Source organism: Antribacter sp. NEAU-D49 (assembly GCF_057158775.1).
In genome coordinates, this window is record NZ_JBXTSN010000002.1 from 91,259 (window position 1) to 105,204 (window position 13,946).

Genomic DNA, 13,946 nt, shown 5'->3' on the forward strand with positions numbered 1-13,946 from the left:
GGTGAGCGGGGCGGGGGAGCGGATCGGTAGACTCCCGTGGGTGACCACGCCCGACGCCGCAGAACGCTCCACCGCTGCACCGTCCACCTCGGACGAGCCCCGTTTCCGCTACACCCCGGCCCTCGCTCAGGAGATCGAGCTGCGCTGGCAGGACCGCTGGGAGGAGCTCGGTACCTTCCACGCCGCGAACCCCACGGGGCCGCTCGCGGGACCGGACGGGGAGGGCCCGTCGGGCGACCCGTTCTTCATCATGGACATGTTCCCGTACCCGTCGGGGGCGGGCCTCCACGTGGGTCACCCGCTCGGCTACATCGCCACGGACGTGACGGGCCGCTTCCGCCGCATGTGCGGCGACAACGTGCTGCACGCGCTCGGCTACGACGCCTTCGGCCTGCCCGCCGAGCAGTACGCCGTGCAGACGGGGCAGCACCCGCGCGACACCACCGAGGCGAACATCGCCAACATGCGGCGCCAGCTGCGCCGGCTGGGTCTGGCGCACGACCCGCGCCGCACGTTCGCCACGATCGATTCCGACTACGTCCGCTGGACGCAGTGGATCTTCCTGCAGATCTTCGACTCCTGGTACGACGCGGACGCCCCGCGGCCCGACGGCGGCACGGGCCGGGCCCGGCGCATCGCCGAGCTGGAGGCCGAGCTGGCCGCCGGCACCCGCCCGGTCCCGGGGCACGACGGCGACAACGCGGGCGGTGCCGTCTGGGCGGCCCTGTCCCGCGAGGAGCAGCGTGACGTCGTGGACGCGCAGCGCCTCGCCTACGTGGACTCGTCCCCGGTGAACTGGGCCCCGGGCCTCGGCACGGTGCTCGCGAACGAGGAGGTCACGGCCGACGGCCGCTCCGAGCGGGGCAACTTCCCGGTGTTCCAGCGCAGCCTGCGCCAGTGGAAGATGCGCATCACGGCGTACGCCGACCGTCTCACCGACGACCTGGAGCTCATCGACTGGCCCGAGAAGGTCAAGGCGATGCAGCGCAACTGGATCGGCCGGTCCATGGGCGCCAAGGTCCGCTTCGACGTGGTCGGCACCGCCGAGTACGACCCCGCCGGCGCGGCGGGGCAGGTGGAGGTCTTCACCACGCGCCCGGACACGCTGTTCGGCGCCACGTTCATGGTGGTCTCGCCCGAGCACCCGCTGCTCGACGAGGTGCCCTCGGCCTGGCCGGACGGCACCCGGAGCTCCTGGACCGGTGGCTACGCGACGCCGGTCGAGGCCGTGGCCGCGTACCGTCGCGAGGCGGCGGGCAAGACCGCCGTCGAGCGCCAGGCCGACGCCGGGAAGAAGACCGGCGTGTTCACGGGCCACCTGGCGGTGAACCCGGTGTCCGGCCTGCAGATCCCCGTCTTCACGGCCGACTACGTGCTCATGGGCTACGGCACCGGCGCCATCATGGCGGTGCCCGGCGGCGACGAGCGCGACTTCGCGTTCGCCGAGGCGTACGACCTGCCGGTGATCTATACCGTCGAGCCCGAGGGCGGGTTCGCCGAGGACTTCACGGGCGCGTACACGGGCGACGGCAAGGTCGTGGGGTCGAGCGGCCCGGACCTCTCCCTCGACGGCCTGACCGTCCCCGAGGCCAAGGCGGCGATCGTCGAGTGGCTCGAGGCCAAGGGCATCGGCGAGGGCACGACGACGTACCGCCTGCGCGACTGGCTGTTCAGCCGGCAGCGCTACTGGGGCGAGCCGTTCCCGATCGTCTGGGACTCCGAGGACCGTCCCCTCGCGATCCCCGACGAGCTGCTCCCCGTCGACCTGCCGGACGTGCCGGACTACGCCCCGCGCACGTTCGACCCGGACGACGTGACCTCCGAGCCGGAGGCGCCGCTGGGCCGCAACGAGGACTGGGTCAAGGTCACCCTCGACCTGGGCGACGGGCCGCGCGAGTACCGCCGCGACACCAACACGATGCCCAACTGGGCCGGCTCCTGCTGGTACTACCTGCGCTACCTCGACCCCACGGACACCGAGCACGTGGTGGACCCGGCCCTGGAGAAGTACTGGCTCGGCGCGCACCACAACGCGACGAGCGGCCCGGCGGGCGGCGTCGACCTGTACGTGGGCGGCGTGGAGCACGCCGTGCTGCACCTGCTGTACGCGCGCTTCTGGCACAAGGTGCTCTACGACCTGGGCGCGGTGTCGAGCATCGAGCCGTTCGGCAAGCTGTTCAACCAGGGCTACGTGCAGGCTTACGCCTTCACCGACGAGCGCGGCCAGTACGTGCCCGCCGCCGAGGTGGAGGGCGACGAGCAGGCCGGCTGGACCTGGCAGGGCCGGCCCGTCAGCCGCGAGTACGGCAAGATGGGCAAGTCCCTCAAGAACGTCGTCACGCCGGACGAGATGTACGAGTCGTACGGCGCGGACACGTTCCGGGTCTACGAGATGTCGATGGGCCCCCTGGACCTGTCGCGGCCCTGGGAGACGCGGGCCGTCGTCGGCTCGCAGCGGTTCCTGCAGCGGCTGTGGCGCAACGTCGTCTCGGAGGAGACGGGCGAGCTCACGGTCAGCGAGGAGCCGGCCGAGACCGGCACGCTCCGCGTGCTGCACCGCGCCATCGCGGACGTGCGGGCCGAGATGGAGAACATGCGGCCCAACACCGCGATCGCCAAGCTCATCACCCTGAACAACCACCTCACGGGCCTGGACCGCGTGCCGCGCGAGGCGGTCGAGCCGCTCGTGCTCATGACCGCCCCGATCGCCCCGCACATCGCGGAGGAGCTGTGGTCGCGGCTCGGTCACGAGCACTCGCTCGCCCGCGAGCCGTTCCCGGTCGCCGACCCGGCGTACCTGGTCCAGGACACCGTGACCTGCGTGGTCCAGGTGCAGGGCAAGGTGCGGGCGCGCCTGGAGGTGGCCCCCGACATCTCGGAGGACGACCTGCGCGAGGCGGCCCTGGCCGAGCCCAACGTGGTCAAGGCGATGGACGGGCGCGGCGTCCGCACGGTGATCGTGCGCGCGCCCAAGCTGGTCAACATCGTCCCGGCCTGACCCCGTCGCTGAGACGATCCTGAACATCCCCGGTGCGCCGAGTGTGAGCCGGGGATGTTCTGTGTAGCGTCCGATCATGGATGCTGACTGGTTCGCCCTCGCGACCGAGGGAAGCGAGTCGGGGGCGTCCGCTCGCGCGGTCGACTGGGCCGCCACGCCGCTCGGCCCGCCGTCCGGCTGGCCCTCGACGCTGCGCGTCGCGGTCGAGCTGTGCTTCAGCACCCGGTTCCCCGTGTTCGTCGGGTGGGGCCCGGAGCTCACGATGATCTACAACGACGGGTACCGGGCCATGCTCGGGACCGAGAAGCACCCGGCAGCCATGGGCGCCCCCGCGGCGACGGTCTGGGCGGAGATCTGGGACCAGATCTCCCCGCTCTTCGACGAGGTGCTCACGACGGGCACCCCGACGTGGATCGAGGACATGGTGCTCTACATGCGCCGGTCGGGCTATCTCGAGGAGACGTCGTTCACCTTCTCGTACAGCGCCCTCAAGGACGAGCACGGCGTGGTGCGCGGCGTCCTGGACATCGCGACGGAGACGACGGCCCACGTGGTGGACCGCCGTCGGCTCACCACCCTGGGCGACCTGTCGGCCGCGCTGCAGGACGCCATCCACGACCTGGAGGCGATCGGTCTCCGCACCGTCGAGGTCCTGGGCGCGAGCCGCGACCTGCTCCGCGCGGACCTCTACCTCGACACGCCGTCCGGGCTGAGCCTCCTCGCCACGAGCCACCGCGGCCGCCCGGACGTCTTTGCGCCGCCCGAGGACCTGGAGGCCGCGCTGGCGGGCGGCGAGCCGCTCGTGCTGGCGGACGACGTCGTGCTGGCGCCGCTCGTCGCGGCGTCCGGCCGCATCCACGGCGTGCTGGTCCTGGCTCCCAGCCCGATGCGGCCCTTCGACGAGGCCTACCGGTCGTTCCTCGTCCTCCTCGCGTCGGTGGTGGCCCGGGCGATCGAGGTGACCGTGGAGCACCTGCGCGAGGTGGACCAGCTGCGGACCGTGTCCGACACGCTGCAGCTCGCCATGACACCCGTGACGCCGCCCGCGGGCTGGTACACCGCCTACCGGCCCGCCGACGGCAACCTCGCGGTGGGCGGCGACTGGTACGACGTGGTGCGGCTCGGTGAGGGCCTGCGCGGGATCATCGTGGGCGACTGCAGCGGCCACGGGCTGGAGGCGGCCGCCCGCATGGGGCCGCTGCGGAGCGCGGCCAGGGCTCTCCTGCTGGAGGAGCACGGGCCTGCGGCCACCCTGACCGCTCTCGACCGGTTCGTGGCGTCGCTGCCCGGGGCCGAGTTCGCGACGGTCTTCTGCGGCGTGCTCGATGAGCGCACCGGGACCCTGACCTACGCCATCGCAGGGCACCCGCCCGGGCTCGTCGTCGGACGGCGGGGGACCGCGTGGCTCGACGGCGCACGGGGGGCGCCGCTCGCTGTGGGGAACCAGCCCCGGCGGGAGACGCTGACGCGCCTGCGGCCCGGCGACACGCTCGTCCTCTGCACCGACGGGCTGGTCGAGCGGCGGGGCGAGTCCTTGCGGGTGAGCCTGGACCGGCTCGAGCAGACGGCGCGCGAGCTGTTCGGCGGGCCGGCGTCGGGCACGCCCGCCGACGACCTCGTGGAGGCCCTCGTGCCGGGCACGGCTCGCGACGACGTAGCCGTCGTGGTGTACCGGCACCGGGCGGGCGGGGGAGCGACGGCGACGACGTGACTGTCTCGGCGGGGATGGCTCGCCGAGACGGTCACCTCGTCCGCGGTCAGCGGAGCGCGCGGGTGGAGCTGCGCTCGTGGAGGAGCGGCACGAGCTGGACGCGCTCGGCGCCCGTCCGGCCCTCGCCGGCGGCGCGCTGCGCGATCCGCTCGGCGAGGAGCTGGAACGCCCGGCGGCCGACGGCGGCCTTCTGGGGCGCCACGGCGGTGAGCGCGGGCTGGGCGAGCTCGGCGCTGATGTCGTCGTAGCAGACGAGCGAGAGGTCCTCGGGGACGCGCAGGCCGAGACTGTCGAACCGGCCGAGCAGCCGGAGGGCCAGCTGGTCGTTGTGCACCACGAGGGCGGTGACGCCCTCGTCGACCAGCCGCTTGATCTCGCCGTCGAGCGAGGCGGGGTCGGCGAGGTCCTCGTAGAGCTCGCCGAGCGACGTCACGCCGCACCCCGCGACACCGCGGCGGTACCCGTCACGCACGTGCGCGGTGTTGGGGCCCGAGATCGCCACGAACGCGAGCCGCTGGTGCCCCAGGTCGGAGAGGTGACGGACCGCGCCCGCCGAGCCGACGCTGTGGGCCGAGCCCACGCCGTCGAGCATCGAGGCCCGGCCGCCGGGCGCCACGGGACGCTCGACGAGCACGACCGGCACGGGGATGGACGCGAGCCACGCCTGCACGGGGTCGCTCAGCTCTCCGGTCTCGAAGTCGGGGGTGGGCGCGATGAGGAGCCCGTCGACGCCGCGCTCGATGAGCCCGGCCACCAGGCGGCGCTCGATCGGCAGGTCGTAGGCCGAGACGCCGAGGGTGAGCCGTGCGCCGGCCGAGGCGTTGGCCGCGGCCGCGCGGGCGCCATGGATCACCGCGCCGAAGTAGTACTCCGCGTGGGGGACCACGATGCCCACCGTGATCGGCAGCCCGCGGCCCGCCCGGTCCTCGTCGGTGAGCGCGGCCACCTCGCCGTGGGTGCGTCGCAGCCGGCCCTGGGCCGCGAGGTCCTCCACGTCGCGCCGGAGCGTCACCGGCGAGACGCTGAGCAGGTGGGACAGGTCCGAGAGCCGACGGGGCGACGCTTCGGCGAGCAGCTGGAGGATCTCGCGCCGACGTTCCTGCACGCTGCGGGCCATCGTTGTGCCTCTCTGCCGAAGTGATCGATCAGGCCTTCGATCGATCAATCTAGCGTCGATTCGATCACAGGGAAACCCCAAGGACGCTGTTTCAGCCGCTCCTTGCCGGAGCGGGCCGCGGCAAGGAGCCCGCAAGGACGTCGAACGGCGATCGCCACGAGGGCGGAAGTGATCGTTTCTGTCGAGTGGAGGCTTTCTTGAACCTTTTTTCGAAACTCGCCTTGACCCGCTCCGATCGATAGCGCGAGGTGAGGTCAATCACCCACCCCCTCGACGGAGGAGCAGTCCGATGAAGTACTGGCGCAAGACGTCGCGTACCGCGCTCGCCGCCCTGACGGTCACGGCTCTCGCAGCCACTGCCGCCTGCGCGTCGAACGCCCCGGCCGACACGCAGACCGAGACCGAGGAGCCCACCGGGCCCGTGGAGATCACGTTCTCCTCGTGGCTGCGCAACTCCGCCCAGGTCGTCGACGCGTTCAACGCGTCCCAGGACGACGTGAAGGTGACCTTCCAGGAGGTCGCCAGCGGCGCCGACAACTACCCGCAGCTGACCAACCAGGTCACGACCGGCACGGCGCCCGACGTCGTGACGGTGGAGTACCCCCGCGTGGCCGACATGGCGACCCAGGGCGTGCTCCAGGACATCAGCGACGTCGCCGGCGACCTGGTGGACTCGAGCTTCCCGGAGTCCGTGAAGTCGCTCGTCCAGTTCGGCGGCACCACCTGGTCCGTCCCGCTCGACCTGGGCGTGTACCAGCTCTTCTACCGCGAGGACCTGTTCCAGCAGTACGGCATCGAGGTGCCGACCACCTGGGACGAGTACGTCGCCGCGGCCGAGAAGGTGGCCGCCGCCGACCCCAACGTGCGCATCGGCGCCTCGACCCTCGGCGACCCGGCCGCCTACGCCGCCCTGGCGTGGCAGCACAGCGCCACGTGGGCCGCCGTCGACGGCGAGTCGTGGAAGATCGACATCGACAGCCCGGAGACCCAGGCGAGCGCCGAGCTCCAGCAGGACCTCGTCGACCGCGGCCTGGTCTGGACCGACGACGCCGAGGTGCTGCAGCAGAAGCAGGCCGCCGGCCAGCTGCTCTCCGTGATCAGCGGCTCCTGGTACGGCGCGGGTCTCACCCAGACCTACCCGGACCAGGCCGGCACGTGGAAGGTCGCGCCGCTGCCCGGCCCGGACGGCCCGGCGTCAGCCATGTACGGCGGTTCCACGTTCGGCATCAGCGCCAACAGCGAGAAGCAGGAGGCGGCGCTCCAGTTCATCGAGTGGATGACCACCAGCCCCGAGGGCATCGAGGCTCGCATCGCGGGCGGCGCGTCCACCGTGTTCCCGGCGAACGACGAGGCCCGCAAGGCGGCGTCGGAGGCCTTCGACACCGCGTTCTTCGGTGGCCAGGACATCTACGCCGTGGCCGAGGAGGGCGTCGAGGCGATCCCGACCGGCTGGCTGTGGGGCCCTGCGACGTCGACCACCCTGACCTCGCTCGCCGACGGCAGCGCGAAGGTGAAGGCGGGCGAGGTCAAGCTGACCGACATCTTCGGCCCGGCCCAGGAGGCCACGATCGCCGACATGAAGAACCGCGGCATCTCGGTCAAGTGACCTGAGCCGCAACCGACCGCGACGACGCGACGAGCTGGGGGCACCGGCCGACCGCTGGTGCCCCCAGCCCCGAAAGGAGGAACGATGAGCGTCACGACAGCGACAGCGACGGCGACACGGCCGGCGACGGCCCGCCGGGCCCGCTTCCCCCGCATGGTGCTGCTGTTCCTGGCCCCGTTCTTCGTGCTGTACGGGATCTTCACGATCCTGCCGCTGCTGTACTCGCTCGGCCTGAGCCTGTACTCGGAGCAGACGACCGGCGGCCTCGGCTTCGGCGGCACCGAGCAGGTGTTCGTCGGCCTCGACAACTTCACGCAGGCCCTGGGCGACAGCCAGTTCCTCACCGGCTTCGTCAACGTCCTGCTCTACTGCCTGGTGTACATCCCGGTGATGATCGCGATCGCGCTCGTCCTGGCGCTGCTGCTGGACTCCGCCGCCGCGAAGGCGCGGCCGTTCTTCCGGCTGGCCCTGTTCGTGCCGCACATCGTCCCGGCGCTGATCGCCGCGATCATCTGGCTGTACCTGTACACGCCCGGCGTCAGCCCGCTGATCGAGGCGTTCGAGACCGCCGGCGGCACGTGGGACCTCACGTCCCGGCTCTCCGCCCTCTTCGCGCTGGGCAACCTCGCGACCTGGCTGCACCTGGGCTACAACGTCATCCTCTTCTACGCGGCGCTGCAGGCGATCCCCGGAGAGGTCCTCGAGGCGGCGTCGATCGACGGCGCGGGCCCGATCCGCACCGCTCTGCAGATCAAGACCCGGATGATCCTCGGCGCCGTCACCGTCGCCGTGCTCTTCACGGTGGTCGGGGCCATGCAGCTCTTCGCCGAGCCGCTCCTGCTGGCGTCGCGCGCGCCCGCCATCAGCTCCACCTGGACGCCCAACATGTTCATCTACCAGACCGCCTTCGTGGAGCAGGACATGGGCTACGCCGCGGCGTCGGCCGTGCTGTTCGCCGTCGTCATCGGCGCGCTGTCCTGGCTCGTGACCCGCGTCGGACGAAAGGCCTCGTCATGACCACCGCGACCTCCGTCCCCCCGGTGCCCGTCGCACCCACGGGCGCCGGTGCCGTGCAGCCGCCCCGCGGCGGCATCCCCGGCCGCGTCCGCGGCTCCGCACGCGCGGCCTCCGGCCGGCGTCCCGCCTGGGCGTCCCGCATCGTCGTCAACCTGGTCCTGGCCGCGTTCGCGCTCTACACGCTGCTGCCGCTCACCTGGCTGGTCATCGCGTCGACCAAGGACACGGCCGACCTGGTCGGCACGCACGGCTTCACGCTGGCCGACCTCAACCTCGTCGAGAACCTGTCCCGCGTGTTCGCGGAGGACGGCGGGATCTTCGGCCGCTGGATGCTCAACACGGTGGCGTACGCCGGGGTCGGCGCGGCGCTGTCGGTGCTGGTCTCGCTGCTGGCGGCGTTCGCCTTCGAGATGTACGACTTCCGCGGCAAGGAGAAGGCGTTCGCCTTCGTGCTGATCGGTGTCCTGGTCCCGGCGGCCGTGACCACCATGCCGCTGTACCTGCTCGCGTCGAGCACGGGGCTCGTCAACACCTTCTGGGGCGTCTTCCTGCCGCAGGTCGCGAGCCCGTTCGGGGTGTACCTGGCCCGCATCTTCATCGCGTCCTACGTGCCGCGCGAGCTCATCGAGGCGGCGCGCATCGACGGTGCGGGCGACTTCCGGGCCTTCTTCAGCGTCGCGCTGCCTGTGCTGACCCCGGCCGCGGTGACGTTGTTCCTCATGGCGTTCAGCGCCATCTGGAACAACTTCTTCCTGCCGCTGGTCATGCTCACGGACCGGTCGCTGTTCCCCGTGGCGCTCGGCATCTACACGTGGAACCAGCAGGAGCTCGCGGACCCGACCTACGCGCCGCTCGTCATCGTGGGCTCGCTCCTGGCGATGCTGCCGGTGGTGGCGCTCTTCCTCACCCTGCAGCGCTACTGGAAGGCAGGCATCGGGGCGGGGGCGCTCAAGTGACCGCCCGCCGACCTGTCGCCGCCCTCGCCATGCTGCCGGACCTCCCCGCGCGCCTGTTCGGCTCCGACGCCGCCGAGCGCATCGGCGAGATCGTGGACCTGCTGCCCGGCGTCCTGGACAGCGAGGGCCGCTTTCCCGGGCCCGTCGACGAGATCGAGCTCCTCGTCGCCGGCTGGGGGGCGCCGCTCCTCGACGCCGCCCTGCTCGACCGGATGCCCAAGCTGCGCGCCGTCGTCTACACGGCCGGTTCCACCAAGGGCGTCATGACGGCCGAGGCGTACGCCCGGGGCGTCCGGATCAGTACGGCAGCCGGGGCGAACGCGCTCCCCGTCGCCGAGTACACGCTCGCGTCGATCCTCCTGGCCGGCAAGCGCATCTTCGCGATCTCGGACGAGTACCGTGCCACGCAGGACTACCGGCCGCCGTCGGCCCGGTACCAGAGGTGGGGCAACAACGGGCTCGTCGCGGGCATCATCGGCGCCTCGCGCATCGGGCGCCGGGTGATCGAGCTGCTCGCGCCGTTCGACGTCGAGGTGCTTCTCTACGACCCGGTGGCGCCCGACGACGTGCCGGGGGCCACCCGGGTCGGGCTCGACGAGCTCCTGCGACGGAGCGACGTGGTGAGCGTGCACGCCCCGGCGAACGCCGAGACGCACCACATGATCGACGCGGCGGCGCTCGCCCGGATGCGCGACGGCGCCACGCTCATCAACACCGCGCGCGGCAGCCTCGTGGACCAGGACGCCCTCGTGGCCGAGCTCCGGGCCCGCCGGCTCTACGCCGTCATCGACGTGACCGACCCGGACCCGCTCGACGCGGGCTCGCCGCTGTTCACGGCGCCCAACCTGGTCCTCACCCCGCACATCGCGGGCTCGCAGGGCAACGAGCTCCTGCGCCTCGGTGACGCCGCCCTCCGCGAGGCGGAGCGCTACGTGCGCGGCGTGGAGTTCGCCGACGACGTGCCCGAGTCGAGCCTCGCCCACATCGCCTGACCCGTCCCGCCGCGTGCCCGTCCGACGTCCAGCCCCGCCGAGAGGGAGACCAGCATGACCAGCCTGACCGTGTCCGGCGCGCAGCTCCTGCGCGACGGCCGCTCGCACCGCATCCTCTCGGGGGCCCTGCACTACTTCCGCGTGCACCCCGACCAGTGGTCCCGGCAGCTGCGCATGCTGCACGCGATGGGGCTCAACACGGTCGAGACGTACGTGCCGTGGAACCTGCACGAGCGGGACGAGGGGCACTACGACTTCACGGGCTTCGCCGACCTGGAGCGTTTCATCTCCCTGGCGGACCGCGAGGGGCTCGACGTCATCGTGCGGCCCGGGCCGTTCATCTGCGCCGAGTGGGAGAACGGCGGGCTCCCCGCCTGGCTGACCGCCCGCACGGGGACGCGCATCCGGTGCGTCGACGAGACGTACCTGGCGGCTGTGGACCGCTGGTTCGACGAGCTCATCCCGCGGATCGCCGCCCTGCAGCACACGCGGGGCGGGCCCGTCGCGATGGTCCAGGTGGAGAACGAGTACGGGTCCTACGGGTCCGACGCGGCGTACCTGGAGCACCTGCGGGCGGGTCTGGTGGCGCGCGGGATCGACGTCCCGCTGTTCACGTCGGACGGCGACGAGGACTGGATGCTCGCGGGCGGCACGCTCCCGGGGGTGCTCGCCACCGTCAACTTCGGCAGCCGGGCGGGCCGCGCGTTCGCCGCGCTCGACAAGTTCCGGCCCGACCAGCCGCGCATCTGCATGGAGTTCTGGGACGGCTGGTTCGACCACTGGGGCGAGGACCACACTGAGCGCGAGCCGCAGGACGCCGAGAAGGCGCTGCGCGAGATCCTCGACCACGGCGGCTCGGTGAACCTCTACATGGCGCAGGGCGGCACCAGCTTCGGCCCGTGGGCGGGCGCGAACCGCGGCGGCCCGGTGCACGACGGCGAGTACCAGCCCACCATCACCAGCTACGACTACGACGCGCCGGTCGACGAGCGCGGGGACCCCACCGAGACGTTCTGGCGCTTCCGCGACGTCCTGCTCGGCTTCCGCCGTTCGGTCGGCGACGAGTCCGAGGTGCCCGACGTGCCCCTGCGCCGGCCGGAGCTCGAGGAGCAGGCGTTCCCGCTCGTGCCCGTCGCCGGGTCGGCGTTCGCCGCGGCGCCCGCGGTGCGGACCTCCGCCGTGCCGACGGCCGAGGACCTCGGGCTCGACCAGGGGGTGCTGGTCCACACGGCCGTGGTGCGCGGCCCGCGGGCGCCGCTCCCGCTGCGCCTCACCGGGGTCCACGATCGCGCGTCCGTCTACGCCGCGGGCCGCCTGGTCGGCGGGGGTGCGGGGCCGGTCGTGGAGGTGCCGCTGCCGGCGGTGCCCCACGAAGGACTGCGCGTCGACGTCGTCGTTGAGACGCTGGGGCGCGTCAACTACGGGCCTCTCGTGGGCGAGCCCAAGGGCATCACCGGCCAGGTGATGCACGAACGCCAGGTGGTGCACGGCTGGACGAGCCGGGTCGTCCGGCTCGACGAGCTGCACCCGGTCGGCCCGCCGGGGCCGGCCGACCAGGCGCTCGCCGCGGTGGCGCCGCTGACGCTCACCGGGACGTTCGTCGCGCGCGAGCAGGCCGACACGCGCTTGGCCGTCGCCGGCGTCGGCCGGGGGGTCGCGTTCGTCAACGGCTTCTGCCTGGGCCGGTTCGACGCCGTCGGGCCGCAGCACAGCCTGTACGTGCCGTGGCCGGTCGTGGAGGTGGGGACGAACACGGTCACCGTCGTGTCCCTCGACCCGCGCACCGACACGCCGCCGAGCGCCTTCGCGCGCCTCGTCCGCGGGTCCGGGTTCACCCCGGCCTGAGCGGACCTCTCTGCCGCCTGACGTCGGGGGGGGGCCGCGGGGGGGGGGGGGCCCCCCCCCCGCCCCCCCCCCCCCGGGGGGGGGGGCGCCCCCCCGGGGCCCCCCCGGGGGGTGGGTGCTGGGGGGTGGGGGGGGGGGCCGGCCCCCCCCCCCCCCCCCCCCCCACCAAACTGCCGATCACGCTGACGGCGGCGATCGATTGCATCGGTGCTCTGCTGCGCTGGGCGGGCCGGACCGGAGTGAGTGCTCTAGCCTTATTCGGTGCTCCTTGCCTATGTCGATGAGTCCTCGAATCGCTTGCACTACCGGACCCTCGGGCTTCTCGTGGATCAATTCAGCGTCAGGCCCGTGCTGGAAGGTCTGAATTCCGTCATGGAACGTGCGTCCGCGGCGTACGACGGGCTCGCTCCCGAAGGTGAGTTGCATGGGCACGACCTCTTTCAGGGGACTGAGGCTTGGGCACCGTTGAGGTTGATGACTCGTGCGCGCGTCTCGATCTACCGCCAGGCTCTTGAGGTCGTCGCGGAGCACGCGGAGGCATTCTTCGTGGAAGGGCTCGACCGACGGTCCTTCAGACGGCGATATGCGGACGAGCGCAACGAGCATGTAGCCACCCTGTTGCACCTGCTCGAAAAGATGGATCGCTACGCCGATCGTCGGGGCCAGGAACTGATGGTTGTCGCCGACGAGCATCACTCGGCTCTGACAGCGCAGCAGGCTTTGCGTGGGACGCGCCATGGAAACGTCTGGGGTTATCGAGGTAGCCCGCGGCGGATCCTCGACACGCTCTACTTTGTGCCGTCGGAGATGAGTCGCCCGGTCCAGGCTGCGGACCTCGTCGCCTTCATCCATCAGCGAGTCTCGGACGTTGTGGAAGGTGACAAGCGTGCGGAGCGCGCAAACGAGCAGCTGTGGGCGACGGTCGCGCCGCTGCTTCACCGGGAGCGCATCTGGAGGCCCCGAGAAGCACAGCAGCCCCCCACCGAGGTGAGGGGCTGAGGCGAGACGCTCAGGATCTTCTCCCTATCGCGTTGTTCCGAGTCTAGGGCAGGGAGCGATCAGGGTCCATCGGGCGTGACATGTGGTGGAGCCGTCGATGAGTTTTCCTCCCGCGCCCGGTCTGCGCTCCTGAGGGATCCTCGTCGGGAGGGTTCACGATGCGAGGAGGCAGTCATGGTCAGCCTGAGGACCCACCTGTGGTTCGGCAACAACAAGGCGGTCGAGGCGGCGGAGTTCTACGCCGCGAACATCCCCGGCTCGTCGGTGGACAAGGTCATCAAGGCCCCGGAGGGTCTCCCGGACGTGGAGCCCGGCACGCCGTTCATCGTCGAGTTCACCGTGGCGGGCCAGCCGGTGACCGGGCTGAACGCCGGGCCGGTCTTCAACCTGGACGAGGCGTTCTCGTTCTACCTGCTGGTCGACTCCCAGGAGGAGGTGGACCGCTACTGGGACCTGCTCATCGCCGACGGCGGTGCACCCAGTGAGTGCGGGTGGTGCAAGGACAAGTTCGGCGTCTCCTGGCAGGTCATCCCGAAGCGGCTCGAGGAGCTGTGCGGTGACTACTCCACCGACGCCAACCTGCGCGCGACCAACGCGATGCTGCAGATGCAGAAGATCGACATCCCCACCCTGGAGGCGGCCTACAAGGGCGACGACGTCACCGTCTGAGACGTCACAGTGTGGTGACCCGGCGCGGGCGCCCGC

Annotated in this window: 10 protein-coding genes; 9 read left to right on the top strand and 1 reads right to left on the bottom strand. The window is 71.8% G+C overall.

Annotation, left to right across the window (positions count from 1 at the left end; translation table 11 throughout):
- Window positions 1-40 precede the first annotated feature (40 nt).
- On the top strand, window positions 41-2,998 hold the full coding sequence (gene leuS, locus AC060K_RS02170) for a leucine--tRNA ligase (protein ID WP_483763806.1): 2,958 nt from the start codon (window positions 41-43) through the stop codon (window positions 2,996-2,998).
- Between the two features lie 76 nt (window positions 2,999-3,074).
- Window positions 3,075-4,709: a PP2C family protein-serine/threonine phosphatase gene (locus tag AC060K_RS02175; RefSeq protein WP_483763807.1), complete on the top strand. Its 1,635-nt coding sequence runs from the start codon at window positions 3,075-3,077 to the stop codon at window positions 4,707-4,709.
- Between the two features lie 46 nt (window positions 4,710-4,755).
- On the opposite strand, the gene AC060K_RS02180 is transcribed toward AC060K_RS02175, so the two are convergent.
- Window positions 4,756-5,826, bottom strand: a complete 1,071-nt coding sequence (locus tag AC060K_RS02180; RefSeq protein ID WP_483763808.1) for a LacI family DNA-binding transcriptional regulator — start codon at window positions 5,824-5,826, stop codon at window positions 4,756-4,758.
- A gap of 289 nt (window positions 5,827-6,115) precedes the next feature.
- Between AC060K_RS02180 and AC060K_RS02185 the strand changes: the two genes are divergently transcribed.
- From AC060K_RS02185 to AC060K_RS02215, 7 genes are all read left to right on the top strand, one after another.
- Window positions 6,116-7,432 (top strand): ABC transporter substrate-binding protein, encoded by a 1,317-nt coding sequence (locus AC060K_RS02185; RefSeq protein WP_483763809.1) that lies wholly within the window; start codon window positions 6,116-6,118, stop codon window positions 7,430-7,432.
- 84 nt (window positions 7,433-7,516) lie between these two features.
- Window positions 7,517-8,449: a carbohydrate ABC transporter permease gene (locus tag AC060K_RS02190; RefSeq protein WP_483763810.1), complete on the top strand. Its 933-nt coding sequence runs from the start codon at window positions 7,517-7,519 to the stop codon at window positions 8,447-8,449.
- On the top strand, window positions 8,446-9,405 hold the full coding sequence (locus AC060K_RS02195; RefSeq protein ID WP_483763811.1) for a carbohydrate ABC transporter permease: 960 nt from the start codon (window positions 8,446-8,448) through the stop codon (window positions 9,403-9,405). Before AC060K_RS02190 ends, AC060K_RS02195 begins: the two co-directional genes overlap by 4 nt.
- Window positions 9,402-10,397: a hydroxyacid dehydrogenase gene (locus tag AC060K_RS02200; RefSeq protein ID WP_483763812.1), complete on the top strand. Its 996-nt coding sequence runs from the start codon at window positions 9,402-9,404 to the stop codon at window positions 10,395-10,397. Before AC060K_RS02195 ends, AC060K_RS02200 begins: the two co-directional genes overlap by 4 nt.
- Window positions 10,398-10,451: 54 nt before the next feature.
- On the top strand, window positions 10,452-12,242 hold the full coding sequence (locus tag AC060K_RS02205; RefSeq protein WP_483763813.1) for a glycoside hydrolase family 35 protein: 1,791 nt from the start codon (window positions 10,452-10,454) through the stop codon (window positions 12,240-12,242).
- A 261-nt stretch (window positions 12,243-12,503) separates the two neighbouring features.
- Window positions 12,504-13,241: a DUF3800 domain-containing protein gene (locus tag AC060K_RS02210; RefSeq protein ID WP_483763814.1), complete on the top strand. Its 738-nt coding sequence runs from the start codon at window positions 12,504-12,506 to the stop codon at window positions 13,239-13,241.
- 174 nt (window positions 13,242-13,415) lie between these two features.
- Window positions 13,416-13,910 carry a VOC family protein gene (locus AC060K_RS02215; RefSeq protein ID WP_483763815.1) on the top strand — a complete coding sequence of 165 codons (495 nt, stop codon included), beginning with the start codon at window positions 13,416-13,418 and terminating at the stop codon, window positions 13,908-13,910.
- Window positions 13,911-13,946: the final 36 nt, after the last annotated feature.